This is a genomic window from Burkholderia sp. IMCC1007 (assembly GCF_027257875.1).
In the GTDB taxonomy this organism is placed as follows: Bacteria; Pseudomonadota; Gammaproteobacteria; order Burkholderiales; family Burkholderiaceae; genus Burkholderia.
Window position 1 is genome coordinate 59,140 of the sequence record NZ_JAPVQY010000037.1, and the last position, 24,236, is coordinate 83,375.

At 68.1% G+C, this 24,236-nt stretch carries 22 protein-coding genes and 1 pseudogene; 11 read left to right on the forward strand and 12 right to left on the reverse strand.

The window, feature by feature from the left end; translation table 11 throughout:
* Nucleotides 1-94 precede the first annotated feature (94 nt).
* On the reverse strand, nt 95-1,165 hold the full coding sequence (locus O1Q03_RS26580; protein ID WP_269507027.1) for an NAD(P)H-dependent flavin oxidoreductase: 1,071 nt from the start codon (nt 1,163-1,165) through the stop codon (nt 95-97).
* Between the two features lie 443 nt (nt 1,166-1,608).
* On the opposite strand from O1Q03_RS26580, the gene adiC reads away from it, so the two are divergent.
* A complete protein-coding gene (gene adiC / locus O1Q03_RS26585; RefSeq protein ID WP_269507003.1) occupies nt 1,609-3,135 on the forward strand; it encodes an arginine/agmatine antiporter in 1,527 nt (508 codons plus the stop codon).
* Between the two features lie 2 nt (nt 3,136-3,137).
* Nucleotides 3,138-5,477: an Orn/Lys/Arg decarboxylase N-terminal domain-containing protein gene (locus tag O1Q03_RS26590; RefSeq protein ID WP_269507004.1), complete on the forward strand. Its 2,340-nt coding sequence runs from the start codon at nt 3,138-3,140 to the stop codon at nt 5,475-5,477.
* 18 nt (nt 5,478-5,495) lie between these two features.
* Here the strand turns inward: O1Q03_RS26590 and ftrA are convergent, their stop codons facing one another.
* Complete coding sequence (gene ftrA / locus O1Q03_RS26595) at nt 5,496-6,470, reverse strand: transcriptional regulator FtrA (RefSeq protein ID WP_269507005.1); 975 nt, start codon at nt 6,468-6,470, stop codon at nt 5,496-5,498.
* Between the two features lie 111 nt (nt 6,471-6,581).
* On the opposite strand from ftrA, the gene O1Q03_RS26600 reads away from it, so the two are divergent.
* On the forward strand, nt 6,582-7,001 hold the full coding sequence (locus O1Q03_RS26600; protein ID WP_269507006.1) for a rhodanese-like domain-containing protein: 420 nt from the start codon (nt 6,582-6,584) through the stop codon (nt 6,999-7,001).
* 90 nt (nt 7,002-7,091) lie between these two features.
* A complete protein-coding gene (locus O1Q03_RS26605; protein WP_269507007.1) occupies nt 7,092-7,418 on the forward strand; it encodes a superinfection immunity protein in 327 nt (108 codons plus the stop codon).
* A gap of 15 nt (nt 7,419-7,433) precedes the next feature.
* Here the strand turns inward: O1Q03_RS26605 and O1Q03_RS26610 are convergent, their stop codons facing one another.
* The 5 genes from O1Q03_RS26610 to O1Q03_RS26630 all read right to left on the reverse strand — a co-directional run bounded on the left by O1Q03_RS26610 (nt 7,434) and on the right by O1Q03_RS26630 (nt 11,774).
* Complete coding sequence (locus O1Q03_RS26610; RefSeq protein WP_269507008.1) at nt 7,434-8,621, reverse strand: cytochrome P450; 1,188 nt, start codon at nt 8,619-8,621, stop codon at nt 7,434-7,436.
* Between the two features lie 146 nt (nt 8,622-8,767).
* Nucleotides 8,768-9,028 (reverse strand): YodC family protein, encoded by a 261-nt coding sequence (locus tag O1Q03_RS26615; protein WP_269507009.1) that lies wholly within the window; start codon nt 9,026-9,028, stop codon nt 8,768-8,770.
* Nucleotides 9,029-9,362: 334 nt separating this feature from the next.
* The gene (locus O1Q03_RS26620; RefSeq protein ID WP_269507010.1) at nt 9,363-10,220 is read right to left on the reverse strand and encodes an isocitrate lyase/PEP mutase family protein; all 858 of its coding nucleotides are present in this window, start codon (nt 10,218-10,220) and stop codon (nt 9,363-9,365) included.
* Nucleotides 10,221-10,504: 284 nt separating this feature from the next.
* Nucleotides 10,505-11,365 carry a MurR/RpiR family transcriptional regulator gene (locus tag O1Q03_RS26625; RefSeq protein ID WP_269507011.1) on the reverse strand — a complete coding sequence of 287 codons (861 nt, stop codon included), beginning with the start codon at nt 11,363-11,365 and terminating at the stop codon, nt 10,505-10,507.
* A 55-nt stretch (nt 11,366-11,420) separates the two neighbouring features.
* A complete protein-coding gene (locus O1Q03_RS26630) occupies nt 11,421-11,774 on the reverse strand; it encodes a YgiW/YdeI family stress tolerance OB fold protein (RefSeq protein WP_269507012.1) in 354 nt (117 codons plus the stop codon).
* A 226-nt stretch (nt 11,775-12,000) separates the two neighbouring features.
* Between O1Q03_RS26630 and O1Q03_RS26635 the strand changes: the two genes are divergently transcribed.
* The 5 genes from O1Q03_RS26635 (at nt 12,001) to O1Q03_RS26655 (ending at nt 16,012) form a co-directional block, all read left to right on the forward strand.
* Entirely contained in the window at nt 12,001-12,663 is a 663-nt protein-coding gene (locus O1Q03_RS26635) for a response regulator (protein ID WP_269507013.1), read from the forward strand.
* Entirely contained in the window at nt 12,660-14,030 is a 1,371-nt protein-coding gene (locus O1Q03_RS26640) for an ATP-binding protein (protein WP_269507014.1), read from the forward strand. Before O1Q03_RS26635 ends, O1Q03_RS26640 begins: the two co-directional genes overlap by 4 nt.
* A 368-nt stretch (nt 14,031-14,398) precedes the next feature.
* Nucleotides 14,399-14,845, forward strand: coding sequence for a MarR family winged helix-turn-helix transcriptional regulator (locus O1Q03_RS26645; protein WP_269507015.1), 447 nt, complete (start codon nt 14,399-14,401; stop codon nt 14,843-14,845).
* A gap of 26 nt (nt 14,846-14,871) precedes the next feature.
* On the forward strand, nt 14,872-15,240 hold the full coding sequence (locus tag O1Q03_RS26650; protein WP_269507016.1) for an antibiotic biosynthesis monooxygenase family protein: 369 nt from the start codon (nt 14,872-14,874) through the stop codon (nt 15,238-15,240).
* Nucleotides 15,241-15,811: 571 nt separating this feature from the next.
* The gene (locus O1Q03_RS26655; protein WP_269507018.1) at nt 15,812-16,012 is read left to right on the forward strand and encodes a hypothetical protein; all 201 of its coding nucleotides are present in this window, start codon (nt 15,812-15,814) and stop codon (nt 16,010-16,012) included.
* A gap of 452 nt (nt 16,013-16,464) precedes the next feature.
* On the opposite strand, the gene blaPEN-bcc is transcribed toward O1Q03_RS26655, so the two are convergent.
* The gene (gene blaPEN-bcc, locus O1Q03_RS26660) at nt 16,465-17,358 is read right to left on the reverse strand and encodes a PEN family class A beta-lactamase, Bcc-type (RefSeq protein WP_269507019.1); all 894 of its coding nucleotides are present in this window, start codon (nt 17,356-17,358) and stop codon (nt 16,465-16,467) included.
* Between the two features lie 116 nt (nt 17,359-17,474).
* Here blaPEN-bcc and O1Q03_RS26665 point away from each other — a divergent pair.
* Nucleotides 17,475-18,283, forward strand: a pseudogene (locus O1Q03_RS26665) (LysR substrate-binding domain-containing protein).
* A 499-nt stretch (nt 18,284-18,782) separates the two neighbouring features.
* Here O1Q03_RS26665 and O1Q03_RS26670 read toward each other — a convergent pair.
* The 4 genes from O1Q03_RS26670 to O1Q03_RS26685 all read right to left on the reverse strand — a co-directional run bounded on the left by O1Q03_RS26670 (nt 18,783) and on the right by O1Q03_RS26685 (nt 23,783).
* Nucleotides 18,783-19,034: a hypothetical protein gene (locus O1Q03_RS26670; RefSeq protein WP_226277966.1), complete on the reverse strand. Its 252-nt coding sequence runs from the start codon at nt 19,032-19,034 to the stop codon at nt 18,783-18,785.
* Between the two features lie 100 nt (nt 19,035-19,134).
* Nucleotides 19,135-21,363, reverse strand: a complete 2,229-nt coding sequence (locus O1Q03_RS26675) for an amylo-alpha-1,6-glucosidase (RefSeq protein WP_269507020.1) — start codon at nt 21,361-21,363, stop codon at nt 19,135-19,137.
* Between the two features lie 435 nt (nt 21,364-21,798).
* Nucleotides 21,799-22,413 (reverse strand): YdcF family protein, encoded by a 615-nt coding sequence (locus O1Q03_RS26680; protein ID WP_269507021.1) that lies wholly within the window; start codon nt 22,411-22,413, stop codon nt 21,799-21,801.
* Between the two features lie 335 nt (nt 22,414-22,748).
* Nucleotides 22,749-23,783, reverse strand: a complete 1,035-nt coding sequence (locus O1Q03_RS26685) for a rod shape-determining protein (protein WP_269507022.1) — start codon at nt 23,781-23,783, stop codon at nt 22,749-22,751.
* 269 nt (nt 23,784-24,052) lie between these two features.
* On the opposite strand from O1Q03_RS26685, the gene O1Q03_RS26690 reads away from it, so the two are divergent.
* Nucleotides 24,053-24,236: hypothetical protein (locus O1Q03_RS26690; protein WP_442865854.1), on the forward strand; the 184-nt coding region annotated here is incomplete at its 3' end.

Genomic DNA, 24,236 nt, shown 5'->3' on the forward strand with positions numbered 1-24,236 from the left:
TTTCGGCGGGCTTTTCAGGGTCGTGGGCAGGCCGGCTTTCCGCGTCCTTTCGCCCCCTTTCCTTGCGCCGTGCCGGGCCGCGCGCCGCGCCCGCTCAGCCGCCCGGCGGGAATGCGTCGCGCAGCCCAGCCGCGCATGCCAGCGCGTCGTCCCACAGTCTCCGAGTCAGCACCCCGGCGTCCTCCTCGCGCGCAAGCGCCGCGGCCTCGCCCGACCACAGCAGCGAGAAATCGTCACGCCCGCCGCGCTCGAACGCAGCGCGCAGCGGATCGACGAAGGCCGTCGCGAGCGGGAACGCGGGCGCAAGCGCGCTCATCGGCCCCTGCTCGCGCATGAAACGCGTCAGCAGGCCGCGCGCGGGGCGTCCCGTGTACAGGTTGGTCAAGCGCGTGCCGTCGTCGCGCGCGGCACGCACGGCCGCGCGGTGCAGCGCCGAGCGGCCGGCCTGCGGCGTCAGCAGATAGCCGGTGCCGATCTGTACCGCCCGCGCGCCGAGCGCGAACGCGGCCGCGATGCCGCGCCCGTCGGCGATCGCGCCGGCTGCAATCACCGGCGCCCGCACCGCGTCGACGATCTGCGGCAGCAGCGCGAACAGTCCGGGCTGCGCGTGAATGTCGTCGGTCAGGAACATTCCGCGATGTCCGCCGGCCTCGGCGCCTTGCGCGACGATCGCATCGACGCCGCGCGCGTCGAGCCAGCGCGCCTCCTCGACGGTCGTCGCGGACGACACCACGAATGCGCCGGTGCGACGCACGCGTGCGAGCAGCGTGTCGTCTGGCAGCCCGAAGTGAAAGCTCACGACGGCCGGCCGCAATTCCTCGACGACCGCGCACATCGCGTCGTCGAACGGCGCGCGGCCGGGGCCGCCTTTCACGTCGGCGGGATCGAGCCCGGCCGGTGCGTAGTAGCCGGCCAGCGCCGCACGCCAGCGTGCCTCGACCTCGGCATCGGGCGCAGGCGGCGTATGGCAGAAGAAGTTCACGTTGAACGGCGCGGACGTGCGCGCGCGAATCGCCGCGATCTCGTCGCGCAGTTGCTGCGGGCCGAGCGCGGCGCACGCGAGCGAGCCGAGACCGCCCGCTTCGCAGACGGCGATCGCAAGCGCGCTCAGCGAACCGACCATCGGGGCCTGGATCAATGGCAAACGGGAAGGCAGCATCGGCATTTCCTTTTCGGAATCAGAGATCGTCATGTACGTCATATGCGGCGACGCACCGACACGCTTGATGCGCCAGATAATACCCGACAAATTCCAAAACGAATCGCCCCATTGTTTACATCACGAGACGATTTAACCAACTCATCAAAAACGAATTACTCGCCGACGACCGGCCGACGCCATTTTCGAGATTTATTGACAGCGACGCCGCAAACCCCGACCAGCCTTGATACACGGCCCGCGCCGGGGCCGCACCACACCACCGCCCGCTGTATTTCAATGACATCCATCAACATTTAACTCATTAAATGCAGGCGTTTACCATTACACAATCCCATTAACGAGATAACATGGCTTCGCTTAATAAAACGGCGATCCAATTCCGGAATCGTCGATCGGCGCCGGGCCGCGCCACCTCGACCGCATCACGTCTTTTCAAGGAGCGTCGCATGTCCGATGCCAGCTCGTCCTCCTCCCGTTCCGCCGCCGCGCCAGCCGCGGCTTCCGCGCCGAAAATCGGCGTCATTCCCGCCACGCTGATGGTCGCCGGCAACATGATGGGCTCCGGCGTCTTCATGCTGCCCGCGAACCTCGCCGCCACCGGCGGCATCGCGATCTTCGGCTGGCTGATCACCGTCGTCGGCGCGGTATCGCTCGCGCTGGTGTTCGCGAAGCTCGCCGCGATCGACCCGGCCGCCGGCGGCCCGTACGCGTATGCGCGCAAGTCGTTCGGCCCGTACATCGGCTACCAGACCAACCTGATCTACTGGCTCGCGAACGTGCTCGGCAACGTCGGCCTCGCGGTCGCCGGCCTCGGCTATCTGACGCACTTCTTCCCGGTCCTGCACGACCCGCTCGTGTTCGCGCTCGCGCAGATCTTCGTGATCTGGCTGTTCACGTACGCGAACATCCTCGGGCCGAACGTGGTCGGCCGCGTGCAGTCGGTCACGACGATCTTCGCGCTCGTGCCGATCCTCGGGATGGCCGTGTTCGGCTGGTTCTGGTTCAGCAAGGACGTGTACTTCGCGGGCTGGAACGTGTCGGGCGCAAGCAGCTTCAGCGCGATCGGCGCGACGCTGAACTTCACGCTGTGGGCGTTCATCGGTGTCGAGAGCGCGTCGGTGTCGGCCGGCGTCGTCGAGAACCCGTCGCGCAACGTACCGATCGCGACCGTCGGCGGCGTGGTGCTCGCGGCCGTCTGCTACGTGCTCAGCTCGACCGTGATCATGGGGATGATTCCGAACAAGGCGCTGCTCGCATCGAGCGCGCCGTTCGCGGATGCCGCGCGCCTCGCGCTCGGCGACACCGCCGCGAACGCGGTCGCGATCTGCGCGGCGCTCGGCTGCCTCGGCTCGCTCGCGGGCTGGACGCTGCTGGTCGGCCAGACCGCGAAGGCCGCGGCCGACGACGGCCTGTTCGCCGGCGTGTTCGCGCGCGTCAACTCGAAGAACGTGCCGTCGGCGGGCCTCGCGATCGTCGCGGTGATCATGTCGGTGCAGGTGCTCGCGACGATGTCGCCGAGCGCGAGCGAGCAGTTCGGCAAGATCGCGTCGATCGCCGTGATCATGACGCTGCTGCCGTACATCTATTCGTGCATCGCGATCAAGGTGCTCGGCTACGGCAAGATGCCGTCGCACCAGTTCACCTTCTACACGATCGTCGGCCTGATCGGCGCCGTCTACGCGCTGTGGGCGATGGTCGGCTCCGACGGCCAGCAGACGCGCTGGTCGCTGATCTTCGTGATCGCGACGATCGTGTTCTACGAGCTGTCGATCAACCGCCAGCGCGAAATCGAGGCAACCCACATCCATCCGGGCGGCCGTTCGCCGCGCTGGGTGCGTTACTTCGCGCTCGCCGTCACCATCGTCGCGCTCGCCGCGACCTTCTGGATCTCCGTGGGCCGACACGAGGCCGACATCCTTCACGCACGCTCGCCGGCCGCGGGCGTGCAGGCAACCCAGCAAACGGGGGAATAACCATGACCGCATCCTTGACCCAACCGGCGTTCCGCCGCCTCGGCATGAAGGCGCTGCTCGTGCAGCACGACATCGACGAACGCACGGCCACCGGCCGCGCCGCCACCGCGCTCGCCGAGGAGTTGCGCACGCGCCTCGTCGACGTCGTGATCGCGACGTCCGCCGACGACGCGTGTGCCGTCGTCAATGCCGATCCCGCGATCCAGTGTCTGCTGCTGAACTGGGAGCTCGGCAACGATCCCGCGCATGCGCCCGCGCAGGCCGTGCTCGACGCGATGCGCGCCCGCAATGCGACGGTACCGGTGTTCCTGCTCGCGAGCCGCGCGAGCGCGGCCGCGATTCCGGTCGACGCGATGCGCAAGGCCGACGACTTCATCTGGATGCTGGAAGACACCACCGCGTTCATCGGCGGGCGCATCGTCGCCGCTATCGAACGCTATCGGGAAACGGTGCTGCCGCCGATGTTCCGCGCGCTCGCGCAGTTCTCGCGCGTGTACGAATACTCGTGGCACACGCCGGGCCACACGGGCGGCACCGCGTTCCTGAAATCGCCGGTCGGCCGCGCGTATTTCGAATTCTTCGGCGAGGCGCTGTTCCGTTCGGACCTGTCGATCTCGGTCGGCGAACTCGGCTCGCTGCTCGACCACTCGGGCCCGATCGGCGAAAGCGAACGCTACGCGGCGCGCGTGTTCGGCGCGCATCGCACGTATCACGTGACGAACGGCTCGTCGATGTCGAACCGCGTGATCCTGATGGCGAGCGTCACGCGCAACCAGGTCGCGCTGTGCGACCGCAACTGCCACAAGTCGGCCGAGCACGCGATGACGATGTCCGGCGCGATTCCGACCTACCTGATCCCGTCGCGCAACCATTACGGGATCATCGGGCCGATCATGCCGGAGCGGCTCACGGCCGCTGCCGTGCGCCTCGCGATCGACGCGAACCCGCTGGTGCGCGGCCGCGACGGCATCGATCCGGCGCCGGTGCATGCGCTGATCACGAACTCGACGTACGACGGCCTCTGCTACAACGTCGCGCGCGTCGAGGAACTGCTCGGCCAGAGCGTCGACCGGTTGCATTTCGACGAAGCGTGGTACGGCTATGCGCGCTTCAACCCGATCTACCGCGACCGCCACGCGATGCACGGCGATCCGGCGCAGCACGATGCGAGCAAGCCGACGGTGTTCGCGACGCAGTCGACGCACAAGCTGCTCGCCGCGCTGTCGCAGGCGTCGTTCATTCACGTGCGCGACGGCCGCAATCCGATCGAGCATGCGCGCTTCAACGAGGCGTACATGATGCACGCGTCGACGTCGCCGAACTACGCGATCATCGCGTCGAACGACGTGAGCGCCGCGATGATGGACGGCCCCGGCGGCGAGGCGCTGACCACCGACGCGATCCGCGAGGCCGTGTCGTTCCGCCGGATGCTCGCGCGGCTGCATGCGGAATGCGAGGAGAACGACGACTGGTTCTTCAACGGCTGGCAGCCCGACACCGTCGTCGATCGCAAGACGGGCCGGCGCGTGCGCTTTCATGAAGCGGACGAAACGCTGCTCGCCACCGATCCGTCATGCTGGGTGCTGCATCCGGGCGATACATGGCACGGCTTCGGCAACATCGAGGACGACTACTGCATGCTCGACCCGATCAAGGTATCGATCGTCACGCCGGGCGTCGCGCCGAACGGCGGGCTGATGCCGGTCGGCATTCCGGCGTCGGTCGTCACCGCGTACCTGGACCGGCACGGGATCGTCGTCGAGAAGACGACCGACTTCACGATCCTGTTCCTGTTCTCGCTCGGCGTGACGAAGGGCAAGTGGGGCACGCTCGTCAACACGCTGCTCGACTTCAAGCGCGACTACGACGCGAACGCGCCGCTCGAACAGGCGCTGCCGGAACTCGTCGCGCGCTATCCGGAGCGCTACGGCAAGCTCGGGTTGCGCGAGCTGTGCGACCTGATGTTCAGCGCGATGAGCGACCTGAAGACGACCGAGATGATGTCGCGCGGCTTCTCGACGCTGCCGCAGCCGGACTTCAGCCCCGCCGAGGCGTTCGAGCATCTGGTGCACAACGACATCGAGATGCTGGAGCTGTCGGAGATGGCGGGCCGTACCGTCGCGACGGGTGTCGTGCCTTACCCGCCCGGCATTCCGCTGCTGATGCCCGGCGAGAACGCGGGGCCGGCCGACGGCCCGCTGCTCGGCTACTTGAAGGCGCTCGAGCAGTACGACCTGCGCTTCCCGGGCTTCACGCACGATACGCACGGTGTCGAGGTCGAGGACGGCGTGTACCGGATCGCGTGCATCCGGCAGGCCGGCCACGACACCCGCACGCGGTGAGCGGATGCGTTGCGACGCTCACGCGCCTGGCGGCCTGATGCCACGATCCATCCCGCGCCGATACGCGGCGGGGCTCGTCGCCGCGACGCGCCGGAAATGCCGGCGCAGCGACTCCTCGGAGCCGAAGCCAGCGCGCTCGGCGACCTGCGCGAGCGACAGCGCGGGATGCGTTTCGAGCATGTCCTTCGCGACGTTCACGCGCTCCCGGATCAGCCACGTGAGCGGCGACATCCCCGTCGCGTCGGCGAACTGGCGCTGCAACGTGCGCGTGCTCATCGCGGCCTGCGCGGCCAGCGACGCGAGCGTGTGCGGCTCGGCCGCATGCGCGCGCATCCAGTCGATCAGCTTCGCGACCCGGTCGCTGCCGCCGGGAGCGACCGGGCGCGGCACGAACTGCGCCTGCCCGCCGTCGCGATGCGGCGGCAGCACGAGGCGCTGCGCGACACGATTCGCGATCGCGCCGCCGTGATCGCGGCGCACGAGATGCAGCAGCATGTCGAGCCCCGCCGCCGAACCGGCCGACGTGATCACCTGCCCTTCGTCCACGTACAGCGCATCGGGGTTCACGCGCAGCGCCGGATAGCGCGCCTGCAGGCGCTCCGCGTAGCGCCAGTGCGTCGTGACGGTCAGCCCGTCGAGCACGCCGGCCGCCGCGAGCACGAACACGCCCGAGCAGATCGAACAAAGTCGCGCGCCGCGACGATGCGCGGCACGCAGCTTCTTGAGCAACGGTTCCGGCGGCAGTTCGTCCGGATCGCGCCAGCCGGGAATCACGATGGTGTGCGCGCGATCGAGCATCGCGAGACGATACGGCGCGGCGACCGTGATGCCGCCGGCCGCGCGCACCGGCCCCGGCTCGCTCGCGCAGACCGCGAAGCGATACCAGTCGACGCCCAGTTCCGGGCGCTCGAGCGCGAACAGCTCGACCACGCAGCCGAATTCGAACGTGCAGAGACGATCGTACGCGAGCGCAACGACGAGATGATTGTGCATGGCGCGATATTACCGGAACTTGTCGATCGCGCCACTGCCGCGACGGCCGCCGAACCGCGATACTGCCCCTCATGCCGGCGCACTCCGCGCCGTTCTTCAGGAGCGTGTTTCATGTCATACGTAACCGACGTCCCCGCCGCCGACAGCGCCGCCGCCCTCGCCCATTTCGACGCGTCGCTGCGCTTCGAGACCGACTGCTGGGACGTGCACGACGCGCTTTCATCGGGCGCGCCCGACTTCGTGCTGCTCGACGTTCGCGGTCCGGACCTGTTTGCGCGCGGCCACGTGCCCGGCGCCGTCAACCTGCCGCACCGCAAGATCGTCGCCGGCAAGCTCACCGACTACCCGGCCGACACGCTGTTCGTCGTCTATTGCGCGGGGCCGCACTGCAACGGCGCCGCGCGCGCGGCGGTCCGGCTCGCGCGCCTGGGCCGGCCGGTAAAGCTGATGATCGGCGGCATCACGGGCTGGCTGGACGAAGGTTTCGCGCTGAGCAACGATGAACGCCGGGAAACCGCCCCGGCGCACTGATCGTCATTGAAAACGCAACAATCAATTGCCGGCACGCGAACGGAAAAAGCGCGACAATCGGTCTCATTGCAGTTCGGTTGGAGCATCAACATGCACGACGCAGTCTTGATGGATATCGCCGGTTCGGTCGCGGCGGTCGCGTTCTACTTCCTCCCGGCGATCGTCGCCGACCGGCGCGGCCGGCGCGACAAGCTGATGATCGCGATGTTCAACGCGCTGTTCGCGTGGACGGGCATCGGCTGGCTGATGACGCTTTACTGGGCGTTTCAGCCGAACCCGCAAGCCGATGTCGCGCAAACCATCCTCGCGAAGCGCCGCGGCATCAGCATGCGCACCTTCTCGACCGGTCTCGTCGAACGCGTGCAGCGCCGCGTCGCCGCCCAGCAGCAATGGGCGGACAAGCAAGGCTGCCGCTGAACTTCGTTTTTCCGCTTACCGGGCCGTGCCGAATTTCGGCATCCTGACGTTGGTCGAGGCCCGGTAGTCCCACACCAGCCTGTCGCGCGGCGCTCCGCCGCCCGCACGCAACCACGCATCGAACGCCCCCGCCGTCACGGCCCGCGCGATCCGCTCGCCCGGGCAGCCGTGCGGCCCCGTGCCGAACCCGAAATTCGGCCCCGGCGCGCGGCCGGGCAACAGCCGATGCGGGTCGCGATGCACGGCCGGATCGCGGTTCGCTGCCGCCAGCACGACGAGAATCGCCGCGCCTGCATCGACCGTCACGCCTTCGATCATCGTGCGCGACGCGACGAAGCGGCGCGTGTTCTGCACCGGCGAGTCGAATCGTCCGACTTCGGCGACGAATCCGTCCAGCGCGGCGCCGTCCGGTGTCGCGCGTTCGCGCTCCGTCCGGTGAGCCGCCGCTGCATCCCACGCCACCAGCACGTTGCCGAGCCAGGCGGCCGTCGCTTCGCACGTCTGCGACAGCAGTCCGACGAGATTCGCGACCAGTGCGCCGCTTGCCTGCCAGCCCGCGTCGCGCGCGGCACGCTGAACCGCCGCGACGAGCGAGCCGTCCTGCGCACGCGTGCGCGCAGCGCGCTCGGTCATCCGGTCCAGCAATTCCCGCGCGGCCTCGCTCGCGCGGGCCAGCGCCGCGTCGTCCGACAGCGGCGACAGCGCGGCGACGAAATCGACGACCAGCGCGGCGATCTCGTCGAGCTGCGTATCGTCGAAGCCGAGCAGGTCCGCGACCGCGCACACCGGCACCGTCAGGCACCACGCGTTCAGCGCGTCGGCATCGTCGGACGCGCGCAGCCGGCTGCCGGCAAGCTGCGCGGCGCGCTCGCGCAGCGCGTGCGCGTCGATCGGCGCGAATGCGGTGCGCAACGCTTGCTTCGGCACGTCGTGCCGCAGCGCGCCGTCGTTCATGCGCACCAGTTCGCGGAACAGCGCGCCGGCCGTCGTGCCACGCAATGCTGGCGGCACGGGCGCGTCGAGCGGCCTGACGCGGCACGCGGGGTGGCCGAGCACGGCCGTCACGCTCGCTGCACGGCTCGCGACCCACAGGCCGAGCGTGGCATCGAACGCGAGCGGCGGCCCGTCGACGAGCGTCGCGCAGTACGGATAGGGATCGCGGTGTGTCACCGCGGCGATCGGATCAGTCGGGGTCGTATCCATGCGTGCAGTATCGGCGCGCTGCGCGGCCGTACGTTTCGGACTGACGTGAAATGTCGAAGTGCGGGCCGCGCGGGTTGCGGCAGTGCAGCACGACCGGGGCGGCCGGCGCCATGCGGCGTCGCGCCGCAATAACGAGACGGCCGGCGTCAGGCCGCCGAGCGGTGGCGGTGCGCGTGCATGCGCATACGCCCGGCCGAAATCGCGCGCGGCTCGGCCACCACCGTCTCGTGATGGAACATTTCCTGCCGGAAGTGGCCGCTATCGTCGAACCACTGGCAGATCAGCCAGTCGGCATCGTCGAACACGACCGGCCCGGCATAGGTGACGGTCATGCGCGGGCCGCCGGTTTTCAACGTCACGACATCGCCGACGCGAAAGCCACTGCGGGGATTCTCTCGGATCGTCATCGCTTTCCCGATTTTTATATATTCATTTTCCGGCGCCTGCCGGCCGTTCGACTGTGCGGCAGATTACCAATCCGAAAAACAAATCGCAACTCCGTAAAATCGAGAGTAACCAGCCTGGGAATTCGCAACAATACGTCCGATCAATGCACTTGGCGGAGCGGCGAGCGCCAGAACCGGCGGGGCTTGCACGCCGGCTCCGGTCAAACCGCGCGAGTGCGGAGAATAAACGAAGTAAAGTCCGCCGTCCCCGAACTTTAAATCGACGACGATTTCGCTTGATCGCAGTCAAATCGTTTTCAACGTGAAAACGTTCCCGCGTTTTATCGAATGCTCATTACGCAAACGGAACGCGGGAATTGTCCGGCGCGGCAAACCAGCGATCGAGATCGCGCGCCGGCACCGCCGCCTGTGCAAACGTGAACGTGCCGTCGCGCGCCATTTCCGTCGCCGCGCGAAGGAATGCGCCGAGCGCGGCGCGGGCGAGCGCGCCGCCGACGCTGATGCGCTTCACGCCAAGCGCCGCGAGCGCATCGCGGCTCAGCAGCCCGCCTTGCAGCCCCATCACGACGTTGACGGGTGCGTCCACCGCACGCGTGACCGCCGCAATGTCGTCGGGATCGGTGAGGCCCGGGGCGTACAGCACGTCGGCGCCGGCGTCGCGATACGCGACCAGCCGCGCGATCGTATCGGCCAGATCGCGTCGGCCATGCAGGTAGTTTTCGCAGCGCGCGGTCAGCGTGAACGGAAACGGCAACGCGCGCGCCGCCGCGACGGCCGCGGCGATCCGCTCGACGGACTCGTCGTGCGGATAGATCGGCGCGTCGGCGCGGCCGGTCGCGTCCTCGATCGAGCCGCCCACCGCGCCGGCCTGCGCGGCGAGCCGGATCGTCTCGGCCACCGTCTCGGGCGCGTCGCCGAAGCCGTTCTCGAGATCGGCGCTCACCGGCAGGCCGCCCGCCGCCGCGATCTCGGCGATGTGCGCGAGCATCGCGTCGCGGCCGATCGCGTTGTCGGGCAGCCCTTTCGAATACGCGAAGCCGGCGCTCGTGGTGGCGAGCGCTTCGAAGCCGGCCATCGCAAGCAGCCGGGCCGTGCCGGCATCCCACGGGTTCGGGATGATGAATGCGCCGGGGCGGGCGTGCAGTGCGCGGAAGGCTTCGGCGTGGCGGGCTTGAAGATCGGAACGGGTCATCGCGGACTCCCGAATGAGGTTGAAGCGCCAGCTTACGCGTATCGTGCACGCGACGTTTCAGTGTCAGCCGAAGTGTCGATGCGCTGCATGAGGCGGCGCAGGCGCGGGGCGCGCTCGCTGATCCGTTGGTCCGTTGGTCCGTTGGTCCGCTTACCGGCTTACCCTATGACCCCGGCCGCGCAGGCGACGGTCGGCTCGTCGCCGACGAGGTCCGGCTGCTCGCGCAGGAGCTGCGCGGCATCGTGAGGGATCGCGGTAACAAGCGCTCGAAGCCGCGAATGCGCTCATACGACGTACGCGCCCTTCGCATGCAATTCGGCCTCGGTGCGCTCGAGCGCCGCGATCGCATCGCCGCCTTCGAGCGCCAGCAACTGCGCGACCAGCGCCTCGGCCATCGCGTGCGCGGCGACCAGCGACGGAAAGAACGACGGGCTGTCGTGCGTGAAGATCAGTTGCGCGTCCGCATGCAGCGCGATCGGCGACACCGCGCTGTCGGTGATCGCGACGATCTTGCTGCCCTGCGCCTTCGCGGCCTGCGCGACGCGCGTCGCTTCCGCCGAATACGGCGAGAAGCTGACGATCACGGTCACGCTGTGCTTCGCGATCGTGCGCAGCTCCATCTCGAGCGAGCCGGCCACGCCGTTGAGCAGCGACACGGTCGGCCGGAACAGCCGGTAGCCGTACACGAATCCGAACGCGACCGGATAGCACGACCGGAACCCCGCGACGTGCACGTGCGCCGCCTTGCGGATCAGCTTCGCGGCGTCCGCGAGCGTATGCGCGTTCTGCGCGGCGGTTGCCGCGAGATTGTGCTGCTGCGCGGCGAGCAGGTCGTGCGCGAGCGACGCCTTCGCGTCGGGGCGTACCAGCGAACGCGCACGCTGCGTGAGCGGCTCCGGGCGCGTACGCACGCGCGCGACGCACAGGTCGCGCAGCTCGTTCCAGCCGGGGAAACCGAATTGCTGCGCCAGCCGCACGAGCGACGCAGGCTGTACCTGCGCGCGCTGTGCGACCTTGCGCATCGACGAAGTGGCGACTTCGTCGGGATGATCGAGCAGAAATGCAGCGCCCGCCTGGAATTGCGGGCTCAGTTCGGAAAATTGCGCCCGGATCCGGGACGCGAGTTCGTCGAAAGTGGCGGCCATCTTGGTGGGAACGGGAACCGGTCGCTCATGGTATCACCGGCCCCGCGCGCACCGGTCAGCGCAGCACTTCGACGTGATCGGCGTCGACCTTCACGCGGCCCGACCACTTGCGCTCGAATTCACCGGTCACCTTCACTTCGCTCTTGTCGCTGACGGGCTGGCCGGCCGCCCACAGGTGGTTGTCGATCTCGACGCGGATCGTGCCGGTCGCATCGGCGAACTCGTAATCCTCGCCGCCGACGTGCTTGACGATGCGCCCCTGCAGCTGCACGTGCTGATCGTCCTTGCCGTTCGCGAGCAGCTCCTTCACGGTGGTGGTCGTCAGCGTGGAGGGCCCCGTGTATTGCGCGTAGACGGCGGCGGGCAGCACGGCGAGCGCGACGCTCAGGATGCGGGCCAGGTGTTTCATGATCGGATTCCCCTTCTTCGAGATGGCGCCGCGCCTCGATGAACGCGACGGCCCGAGATTACGGACCGTAAGATTAAGCAAACCTGAAGGCGCTGCCGAAGCGACACGGCGCCGCATTGGACGAGTACGAAATGCCGGCCGGGCGGCGCACTTTAAGCTTCGTCTAAGAAACCTGCGCTTATCATGAGAACCCCGGGCGCTCACGCCCACGCAAAAACACGAATCCATGCGCGTACTGCTCGTCGAGGACGATCCGCTGATCGGCAGCGGGCTCGAACAGGGCCTCCGGCAAGAGGGCTTCGCGGTCGACTGGGTGAAAGACGGCGACGCTGCGTCGCTCGCGCTGCGCTCGACCGGCTACGGCCTGCTGCTGCTCGACCTCGGGCTGCCGAACCGCGACGGCCTGTCGGTGCTCGCATCGCTGCGCCGCCGCGACGAAACGCTGCCCGCCATCATCATCACCGCGCGCGACGGCATCCCCGACCGCATCGCCGGCCTCGACAGCGGCGCCGACGACTATCTCGTCAAGCCGTTCGTGCTCGAGGAACTGCTCGCCCGCATTCGCGCGGTCAACCGCCGCCACGCGGGCCGCGCGCAGACCACACTCGCGATCGGCCCGCTGCGGCTCGATCCGGTCAAGCACCTGGTGTGGCTCAACGACGACGAAGTCACGCTTTCGCCGAAGGAATTCATTTTGTTGCACGAACTGATGCGCGATCCGGGCGCGGTGATTTCGCGCGAGCAGTTCGAGGAGCGGCTTTATAGCTGGGGCGAGGAAATCGAGAGCAACGCGGTGCAGGTGCACATCCACAACCTGCGCAAGAAACTCGGCCACGACATGATCCGCACGGTGCGCGGCGTCGGCTACCGGATCGGTGACGGCACATGACGCACGTGCAACAGGCGATCACGCGCTGGCGCAGCACGTCGCTGCGGCGGCGCCTGCTGACGTGGCTGCTGCCCGCGGCCTGCGTGATCGGGGTGGCCGCGAGCGCGGGCACCTACTGGGGCGCGCTGCGCGAGCTCGACGACCTGCTCGACGACCAGATGCGCAGCATGTCGAAGCAGATCGTCGTCGGCCCGAACGGCGAGCTGTCGTTCCGCAATCACGGCGAAGGCAAGCACGCGTTCGAGGCGAGCGACCCCGACGCGGTGCTGCTGCAGGTATGGCGCAACGGCACGCTCGTCTATTCGACCGATCGCGACTCGCCACTGCCGCCGCCCGCGCAGACGGGCATCGCGAGCATCGACGTCGGCGGCCAGCCGTGGCGCACCTACGTCACCGAACGCGGCGGCACGACGATCCGGCTCGCGCAGGCGCGCCACGCACGCTGGGAAGCGATCGCGGGCATCGCCGTGCATCTGCTGTGGCCGGTGTTCTCGATGCTGCCGGTGCTCGCGATCGGGCTGTGGTTCGGCATCGGCGCGGGGCTGCGGCCGCTGCGCACGATCGCGGCCGGGCTGAAGCGCAGGAATGCAAACAACCTCGAACCGGTCGACGTCGCGTCGATGCCGAACGAGGTCCGCCCGCTCGCGGAAGCGATCAACGACCTGCTCGCGCGGCTCGACCGCTCGTTCACGCTGCAGCGGCATTTCATCGCCGATGCCGCGCACGAGCTGCGCACGCCGATCATGGGGCTGTCGATCCAGTCGCAATTGCTGCGGCGTGCGACCACGCCCGAGGACCGCGAGCAGATCCTCGCGCAGATCCACGCCGGCACGACGCGCCTCGGCCACCTCGCCGAACAGCTGCTGACGCTCGCGCGTCTCGAACCCGATGTGCAGGCTTCCGCGTCCGCAGCGGTCGATCTGGCCGCGCTGTGCCGGTCGGTGGTGGCCGACCGCACGCGCGTCGCCGACGCACACCGCATCGATCTCGGCGCGATCGTAGCGTCGCCCGTGATGGCCGCGGGCAATGCGGACACGCTGCGCGTGCTGCTGAACAACCTCGTCGACAATGCGATCCGCTACGCGGGCGACGGCGCGCGCGTCGACGTGTCCGCGCGCATCGACGGTGCGACGCCCGTGCTCGAAGTCGCCGACGACGGCCCCGGCATCCCCGAGGCCGAGCGCCACGACGTGTGGGAACGCTTCTATCGCGGCGAAGGCGCGCAGGCTGTCACGTCGTCGGGCAGCGGGCTCGGGCTGTCGATCGTCAAGCGGATCGCCGAACAGCATCGCGCGACGGTCGCGCTCGGCACGACGCAAGGCGGGCGCGGCCTGACCGTGACGGTGCGGTTCCCCGTGCCGGCCTGACGCGCGCCGGCCCGCCGTGCGCCGGCGCACGCGCGGCTTGGCTTGGCTTGGCTTGGCTTGGCTTGGCTTGGCTTGGCTTGGCTTGGCTTGGCTTGGCTTGGCTTGGCTTGGCTTGGCTTGGCTTGTCCACAGATTATGTTGGCAAGCTTGTGGACAACCCACCGCTAACGACGACAAGCCGTTGATCGGAAAGGGTTTGACGGCCGTGCGCAGCGAATGCGCCAACCCGCCTCACACGGCAGCACGCGTCGACGCGACAATCATCCTTCTCCGTCGTAGTTCCGTCCGTCAACGGTTCGATACGACTCAATTTGACAACTCGTTGTCCATTTCGTAAACTGGTTGTCAACTCATCCCGCGCATTCGCCATGACGAAACCCGCCAAGTTGACCGCCGTCGCGCTGTCCGTCTTCCGGCTGAACGGCCTGCTGATCGAATGGGGCAACACGTTTGCCGCGCCGCACGGTCTGACCAGCGCGCGCTGGCAAGTGCTGGGCGCCATTTCGATGACGCCCGAAGCGCCGAACATCCCGCAGATCGCCACGGCGATGGGCATCACCCGGCAGGCGGTGCTGAAGCAGATCAACGTGCTGGTGGAAGAAGGCCTGGTGCAGCCGCTGCCGAATCCGACGCACAAGCGTTCGCCGCTGTATTCGCTGACACCGCGCGGTGCCGCCGCGTATCAGGCCGTGGTCGCGCAATGGCAGCAGCACGTGCGCGACATCGCCGGCGCATTCAGTTCGGCCGACCTCGACGCGGCGATCCGCGTGCTGTCGGCGATGTCCAGTGCGCATGCGCCGGACGGACAAGCGTGATCGCCCCCTTCCCCACAGGAGCTTCCATGCCGCACTTCAAACCGATGGACCCGAATTTTCCGATCCAGCAGCAGATCGGCATCGACGCGCGACCCGTCGTGCTCGTCAACGTCTTCACGCTCGATCCGGCAGACGAAGCGGATTTCCTCGCCGTCTGGAAGGACGACGCCGAGTTCATGAAACGGCAGCCGGGATTCATTTCGACCCAGCTGCATCGCGCGCTCGGCGACAGCCCGACCTACTTCAACTACGCGATCTGGGAATCGACGCACGCGTTTCGCGCCGCGTTCACGCATCCCGAGTTCGTCGCGAAACTCTCGGCCTATCCGTCGTCGGCCGTCGCGAGCCCGCACTTGTTCCAGAAGGTCGCGGTCGCCGGCATCTGTACTGCGTGAACAAACGCGCGAGCCGGCGCACACCGCGCTTGGCATCCAGTGTCATGCCGGCCGACCGCGCACCCGGACTTCTCCACAGAAAATGTTGGCAAGCTTGTGGATATCCTGCGCACCGCAACGCTAAGCCCTTGATCCGATGGACTTTGGCACGCGTGATGCAGACGCGGCGCGTGCGCGGCCGTCATACGCGCCGCTTCGCCGCACTTCGCGTCACGATGCCACGCCGGCACCCGGCGATACATGATTCGTCCGCCGCAGCACTTACCCACAGATTGTGTCGGCAAGCTTGTGGATATCGTGCGCATGCATGCGCTAACCCGTTGATCGGCCAATGATTCATGCGTCGCGTCACGGTTTAGGCAGCGCGCGGCCGCCGCACGCGCGCCAACGGACGATCCGGCGCCGCAGCGACGCGCTGCCCGCACGCTGCCCGCGCCTTGACGCGTGCGCATCCCGCGCGTCAAGATCACGCGAGCCGCACACGGCCCGGCGTCACCGGCTTCGCGCGCCGGCACAACGGGCCGGCTGTTGCGCCGGCACCGCACAACGACACATCATTCCGAGGCAGACCATGGAACACTTCACCGCGTGGCAGTTGCTCGTTTCTCTCGTGCTCCTCGCCGTCATCATCTATCCGTACGTGCGCATCGTTCGGCGTACCGGACATTCGGGCTGGTGGATCCTGACGATGTTCGTCCCGATCCTGAACTTCATCATGCTGTGGGTGTTCGCGTTCGCGCGCTGGCCGAGCGTCGACGATCGGCAGAGCTGAACGTCTCGTGGGCAACGACGCATGCTTGTCCACAGATTTTGTTGGCAAGCATGTGGATAGCCTGCGCATACAGCACCCAAGCGCTTGATCCGAAAGGCTTTGTCCGCGCCGCTTCGAATGCGGCACGCGGCGGACAACGCGGTGCGCGTGCATCGTCATCCGGCATCGTGGCGCGCACGCCGCTCGGGCGGCGCCGCTTGTCCACAGATTGTGTTGGCAAGCGTGTGGATAGCCTGCGCATACAGCACTCAAGCGCTTGATCCGAAAGACTTTGTTTGCGCCGCTTCGAACCGGGCACGCAGGCTTGTCCACAATTTTTGTTGGCAAGGATGTGGATATCCTGAGCATGCGTGATGTAAGTCGTTGATCGCACAACGTTTCGACGAGCCGGTCACGATAGCGGCACGGCGTGCATCGACCGCCCGATCATGCACGCCACGCCACACCGCCCCTCAGCCGAACGTCGCGACCGCGATGCGCGCGGCCGCGGCGATCACGTCGTCCTTCGCCTTCGCATCGACGCGCGCCTGCGTGTAGTACACCGCCAGCACGATCGGCGCACCCGACGGCGGCCACATCACACCCGCGTCGTTGGTCGTCCCGTAGTCGCCGGTGCCGGTCTTGTCGGCCACCTGCCAGCCGGCCGGCACGCCCGCGCGAATCCGCTTGTCGCCGACCTTGTTGCCGCGCAGCCATGCGACGAGTTGCGCGCGCTGCGCGGCAGGCAGCGCGTCGCCGAGCGTGAGCACGCGCAGGCTCGCGGCCATCGCGTCCGGCGTCGTCGTGTCGCGTGGGTCGCCCGGCAACGCGGTATTCAGTTCGGTCTCCCAGCGATCGAGCCGGAACGTGTCGTCGCCGAGCGAGCGCGCATACGCCGTCACGGCCGACGGTCCGCCGATCATCTTCATCAACACGTTAGCGGCCGAGTTGTCGCTGTATTGAATCGCCGCCTCGCACAGCGCCGCGACCGTCATGCCGGTGCCGACGTGCTTGCCCGACACCGGCGAGTAGTTGACGAGATCGCCCTGCCCGATCATCACGTGCTGCTGCAGCAGCCCCGGACGCGCGACGCTTTGCGCGAGCACCGCCGCACTCAGCATCGCCTTGAACGTGCTGCAGAACGGGAAGCGCTCGTCGGCGCGATGCCGCGCGCGCCGGCCGCTCGCGCTATCGATCGCGCATACGCCGAGACGGCCGCCCGCCGCGCGCTCGAGTGCGGCGAACGATGTCGCAGACGCGATGTCCTGCGCGGCGGCCGGCGACGACGCGCACGCGGCGACGGTCAGGACGAGCGGCGCCGTCGCCGCGGCCAGCAACAGGGTTCGACGTTGCGGTGAGTAGGTCATGTCAGGTCTCTCGTGGTGGAATGGATGCAAGACGGCCGGCCGGCGAGACAGCACTATCGTGACTTTACGGTTGCCTGACAAGCAACGATAATTGAGCGCTGACAAAAGAATTTCTTATGACGAAGCTCCGCCCTCATCTTCCGCTAAATGCATTGCGCGCGTTCGAATCGTCGGCGCGCCATCTGAACTTCACACGCGCCTGCCGCGCGGCCTCGGGCTAACCGACGAAGGGCGCGCGCTGCTGCCCGTGCTCAGCGACGCGTTCAGCCGGATCGAGACCGTGCTCAAGCAGTTCGAGGGCGGACGCTTCCACGAGGTGCTGACGCTGGGGGCGGTCGGTACCTTTGCCATAGGCTGGCTAATGCCCCGACTGAAACGGTTCGGCGACACGCATCCGTTCGTCGAGCTGCGGCTGCGGACCAACAACAACGTCGTCGACCTCGCGGCCGAAGGGCTCGATTTCGCGATCCGCTTCGGCGAAGGCAACTGGCCCGCAACTCGCAACGAGCGCCTGCTCGACGCGCCGCTCACCGCGCTGTGCGCGCCGGACATCGCGCGGCGTCTCGCTCGGCCGGCCGATCTCGCGAACGAAACGCTGCTGCGCTCGTACCGCACCGACGAATGGCTCGGCTGGTTCGACGCCGCGCAGCTCGAGCCGTGGCCGGTCAACGGGCCCGTGTTCGATTCGTCGCGGCTGATGGTCGAGGCCGCGATGCAGGGTGCGGGCATCGCGCTCGCGCCCGCCTGCATGTTTGCGCGCGAACTGCAGCTCGGCCTGCTCGCGCGTCCGCTCGACATCGACGTGCGCGCGGGCGGCTACTGGCTCACGTCGCTGAAGTCGAAGCCGCTCACGCCCGCGATGACGCTGTTTCGCGACTGGATCACGGCCGAAGCTGCCGACGCCAACACGACGCCGGCCGAATGACCAGCGGCCCCGCTTGTCCACAGAAAATGTTGGCAAGGATGTGGATATCCTGGGTACCCGCGGCCTAACTCGTTGATCGCGCACGAATTAACGTGCCGACGCACGCGTCGGGCAGCATGTCCGTGCCGGCGTCCGGACGACTGCGTCCACACGCGCGTTCATCAACCATCGAGAAGCAATCAAGTCAGACTTATCCACAGATTTTGTTGGCAAGCCTGTGGATATTTCATCTGATCGACACATAACTTCTTGAAACAAAAGGGAATCGAGTAGATCGCGGTCGGCAGGTCAACGATGCGGCACCGATTGATGCCGTCGCGGCACGCATTGCACGAGCCGATTCGTGCCAGCCGGTTCTCCACAGATTTTGTTGGCAAGCTTGTGGATATCCTGCGCACCACCCGCCTAAGTCGTTGAGCGCACGGGGTTTTGTGCGCGTCATGCAGGATCGGGCAGCGTCGGCGCGGGCCCTGCGGCCAATGCCGGCGCTGCCGGTTCGTCAATGCCGGTCGAGCGCGCCGCGCAGTTCGCTCGCCTTGTCGCGCAGCGCCTCGTAGCCCGAGCGTGCATGTTCGGGCAGATCGGGATCGCCGATCAGCGCGCCGAGCGTTTCGATCAGGCTGAACAGGATCCCCTTCGCCGCGCCTGCCGCGATGCTCTGCGACTCGATCGACTTGTGCAGGTGGTCGACTGCGGCTTCGAGATTCTCGAGGTGCTGCTCGCGGTCGTCGGGCCGATTGTCGGTCGTCATCGTTTGTGCCTCCACCATCGTTCAAGGGTCTTGTCACGATTCTATGCCGCTGCGCACGGACGTGGCGCGACATTGCGCAACGTCCGTGCGAGCGCCCGCGCTACAGCACCGCGACCACTTTCACGCGCCCCGGCTGCTCCGCCGACGCGACCACCTGGCCGTCGACACGGCGGAACGTCAGCGATACGGTTTCGTCGCCCACGTGCAGTTCGTCGATCCGCAGCCAGTCGACGCCTTCCGGCAGCGCCGGACGCTCGACGCGCACCTCGTGGCGCGCCGCATCGACGCTCACGCCGAGACACGCCTGCAGCATCATGAACGGCGCACCGGCCGCCCACGCCTGCGGCAGGCATGCCACCGGATAGGCGGTCGGCGGTTCGCCGCGCCGGCGCGGGAACCCGCAGAACAGCTCCGGCAGCCGCATCTCGAAGCTCACCGCGGCTTCGAACAGCGCGCGCAGCAGATTCACCGCGGCCGTCTTGTCGCCGTAGCGCGCGAGGCCGCGCGCGATCAGCGCATTGTCGTGCGGCCATACCGAACCGTTGTGATACGCCATCGGGTTGAAGCGCGGCTGGCCGGCCGCGAGCGTGCGGACGCCCCAGCCCGTCTGGAACAGCGTCGAGCCGAGCACGCCGGCGACCTCCGCGCCGCGCTCGGCGTCGGGCAGCCCGAACGCGAGCAGATGGCCCGCGTTCGACGCGAGCACGCGGCACAGCTCGCCGTGGCCGTCGAGCGCGATCCCGTAGAACTTGCCGTCCGGCATCCAAAACAGCGCTTCGACCTGGTCGCGCAGCATCTTCGCGCGCAGCGCATAACGCGTCGCATTGGCCGCGTGGCCGCGCCGACGCGAACACATCGCCATCGCGTCGAGCGCCGCGCACGCATACGCCTGCACTTCGACCAGCGCGATCGGCCCGTCGGGGAAGCGGCCGTCCGCGTGGAACACCGAATCGTGACTGTCCTTCCAGCCCTGGTTCGCGAGCCCGCGCTCGGACGTGCGCTGGTAATCGACCAGCCCGTACGGGTTGCGGTCGCACTTGTCGATGACCCACAGCGCGGCGCGCTCGAGCGCGGGCCACAGCTCGTCGATCAGCGCGTCGTCGCCGGTGTGTTCGACATAGGCGCCCGCGAGCACGATGAACAACGGGGTCGTGTCGACGCCGCCGTAGTACAGCGCGAACGGCACCTCGCCCGTCGCGGCCATCTCGCTGCGGCGGAACTCGTGCATGATCTTGCCGGGCTCCGCATCGCGAAACGCGGACGTCTCGCGCGCCTGGTGCTCCGCGAGAAAGCGCAGCACGCCGCGCGCGAGCGACGGCTGCAGCCACAGCATCTGCAGCGACGTGATGATCGCGTCGCGGCCGAACGGCGTCGAGAACCACGGAATGCCCGCATACGGGTACGGCCCCGTGTCGAGCTGCGTCGTCAGCAGCCCGAGATCCGCGAGCGAGCGGTCGAGCCACGCGTCGAACAGCGGATTGCCGGTGTGCACGCGCGCCATCGTCTCGCGGCGCGAGCGCATCTCGCGATGCACGCCGACGAGCGCGGTGCGCAGCGCGACGCGGCCGCATCTCGGGCCTGCACCGTCGTGCGCCGAGCCGAGCGTCGCGTCGACGGTCAGGTAGATCGAGATGCACGCCTGCGCGGCGATCGTCAGCGTGTAGTCGGCACGATCGACCGACAGCGCGTCGGGCGCCGGCGAGAAGTGCATCGTGACGTTGCGCGCGACGCCGTCGAGGCCGTCGTAGCGCAGCCGCACCGCGCCGCCGTCGACGCGCGGCGCGGCCACCGTGCCGCGCTTCGGGCGCTGCGTGCCGCGCACTTCGAACATGTCCTTGAAATCCGCCGCGAACGACATCGACAGCGGCACCTCGGCCTCGTTCTCGCCGTAGTTCGTCAGCGTCAGCGCTTCGTAAAGCACGTCGCCCGCGAGCACGCGCATCCGTTCGATATGGATCACACCCTCCGGCGTTTCCTTACCGCCGAGCGGCGGCAGCGGACGGTTCGTCAGGTGCGCGGTGAACGACGCGTTGTCGGCGCTCGTCGCGCCCGACAGCAGCGACGGCGCGCGGCCGCCGAAGGTCAGACGCCAATTCGACAGCACGCGCATGTCCTCGACGAACAGGCCGTCGTCGTGACCGCCGATGTCGCCGAGCGCATCGCTGACCACGAATGCGTTACCGGATTTCAATACGTACTGGTTGTTGCGCGCGAGCGCCTGCGGGTCGGCTTCGGGCGCGATGAAAGCGGGACCCGCCGCGTGGGTCGGGGGAACCGGCGCGGCTTGCGGCCCCTGCGTCGTCGTGGTGGCTTCGGCGTGATTCGGCATCGATCCTCCTGTGTCGAGGCGCAACGCGCGGCGCGCGTCGCGTGTTTCGCACAGGATAGGCCAGAACGGGGGCTGCGCGCAGCGACGAAACGATGCGGCGAACGGCGCGTCGCAGGACGTCGCATGCACATGTGGGTGACGCGCCGGTCAGAATTTCCGGAGGATGCCGCCGGGCATCGCGTTGTCGCGGGCAACCGGCACGCCGATACCTGGAGCGACGCGGAACCGCTGCGCGATCGCGCGTGCCGACGAATGTCACGCGCCGCATGAGGCCGACAGTCGGGACCGTCGCGGATCGTTCGACGCCGATGCGCTGCTACGCGTTACCGGAAACGAAGTGTCACCGGTAACTGCAGAATCGATGCGGAAAAGGCGAAAAGACTCGAAATAAACACGAAACAGTCGACGCAAACCGATTCCCCGGTATGCACCGCCTCATGAAAACAGGCGCATCAGATAAAGCATCGGCCGGAACGATATCGGCCGCGCGTCGGGGTCCAGCCACAGCCGCAGCGCATAGATCGCATACGCCGGCACTTCCCGCCAGCTCGAATAGACGTCGCGCAACTGGAAGCGGCGCGGATACGCGGCCGAGATGTTCGCGCGCGCGATGCCGACCCGTTCGAACGCGAGGCGCGCCCGCGCCAAGTGGTAATACTGGCTGACGATCAACACGCGCGACAGGCCATGCGCCTGCAGATAGGCGCGCGTGTGCTGCGCGGTTGCGAGCGTGTTGTCGCCCTGGTCGTCGACGGCGATCCGCTCGGCCGGCACGCCGCGCGCGACCAGGTAGTCGCGCATCGCAGTCGCCTCGTTCAGCCCGGGGCCGTCGATCGCGCCGCTGACGAGAAACGCCGGACACCGCCCGGCGCGATAGCACTGCACGCCGACGTCGAGCCGCGCCGCGAGCACGGGTTTCGGCGCGCCGCTGTCGTCGAGCGCATTGCCGAAGATCACGGCCACATCGCACGGCTCGCTCGGCATCCGCATCCCGTATCCGACCAGCGCGATGGCCGCCGCCACCCACAGGCACGCGAAAACGGCCAGCATACGGACGATGCAGGCGACACGGCGCCGCCCGGGACGCTCGTCAAACATGGTCGGACTCCTGGAAAAACGCTCGGCCGGCTCGTCCGGCACGCGGACCGGCATGCTGCCACGGCGCGCTCGCGCGTGTCCAGGTATCGCTGTCAGCGGGAAACCGCGATGGCGGACGCAGCCCGCGCCCGCCGTTCCGGCGCGCGGATGTTCGGTGTTCGAAACACTTTGAAAGAATGTTGCCGAGTGTGGCGAGTGTGGCGAGTGTGGCGAGTGTGACGGGTGCGCCGGGTGTGCCGGGTGTGCCGGGTGCGCCGGGTGTGCCGGGTGTGCCCTGCGCGGCGGTCTCAATCCACCGGGCACATCGCGAGCCGCCCCATCGCCTCCCCTGCGCCGCGCACCGCGCAGGTGGCCGGCTCATCCGCGATCCGCGCGGTCAGGCCGGTCTCGTCGTACAGCAGTCGTGCGAGATCCGCGAGCAGCGCGCCGCCGCCCGTCAGCACCACGCCGCGATGCGCGATGTCGGTCACGAGTTCGGCCGGCGCGTTTTCCAGCGCCGATTTCACCGCGCGGATCACCTGCTTGAGCGGCGCGGCGAGCGCCTCCGCCACATCGTGATTGGACAGCTCGACGGAGCGCGGCAGGCCATTCTCGACACTGCGCCCGACCGCGCGCGTCGACGTGCGTGGCACCGCGCTGGTGGCCGAGCCGATCGTCTTCTTCACGTGCTCGGCGGTTTGCTCGCCGAGCAGCACGCCGTACAGGTTGCGCACATGGTTGACGATCGCCGCATCGAACTGGTTGCCGCCGACGCGAATCGCCTCGCGGTACACGATGCCGCCGAGCGCGATCACCGCGACTTCGGTCGTCCCGCCGCCGATGTCGACGACCATCGAGCCGACCGGCTCCGTCACCGGCAGGCCCGCGCCGAGCCCGGCGGCCAGCGATTCCTCGATCAGTTCGACGTCCGATACACCGGCCGCGAACGCGGCTTCGCGGATCGCGCGGCGCTCGACGGCCGTCGCGTCCGCCGGCACGCACAGCGTGACCTCGACGCGGCGGCCGAAGCGCGAGCGCGTGCGCGACATGTCGATGAAGCGGCGGATCATCTGCCCGGCGGCATGCGCGTCGGCGATCACGCCGTGCTGCATGGGCCGCACGGCCTCCAGATGGCCGGGCTCACGGCCGAGCAGCGCCTTCGCGAGTTCGCCGACCGCTTCGAGCGTCGGCCGCGCGTCGGCCGCGCCGGCCTTGCGAAAGCACACCACCGACGGCTGGTTCAGCACCACGCCGCGCTCGTGCGTATAGATCCGCGTACTTGCCGTTCCAGGGTCGATCGCAACGGGTTGCGCAAACAACTTTCCGAACAGCGGTGTCGACATATCAAGCCTTTTTCCGGACGAACGGGCCGCAACGGCCAGGCCGCATCCCCGCGGCGCGCCTTTGCCACCCATCCCGCTTAGCGGCAAATCGTTCCGATACTTTAGGCAATTCCGATGATTTTTTCGCGACGAAGTTGCCGAAAACACGTTTTGCGACAAGCCCGACTGCGCATCGCGCCCCTCGCGCCGCTTCCGTAAAACACGGTAATCTCTCGGTCTTGCCTGCTTTCCGGCAGGCGTCCCATGCCGATCACGCCCGATACTCCACCATGACAGCGACCGCTTCTCTCCGCTGGCTGGGGGTGCGCCAGCTCGGCGCGACACTCGTCGCGCTCTGGTGCTGCACCGTCGCCGCGCAGCCCTCGCCGGCCGCCGACACCGCCACCCGCGCCGCCACCGCCGCCACTGCGGCGGCCACCGCACCCGGCGCCGTCGCGCCCGCGCCGACCTGCA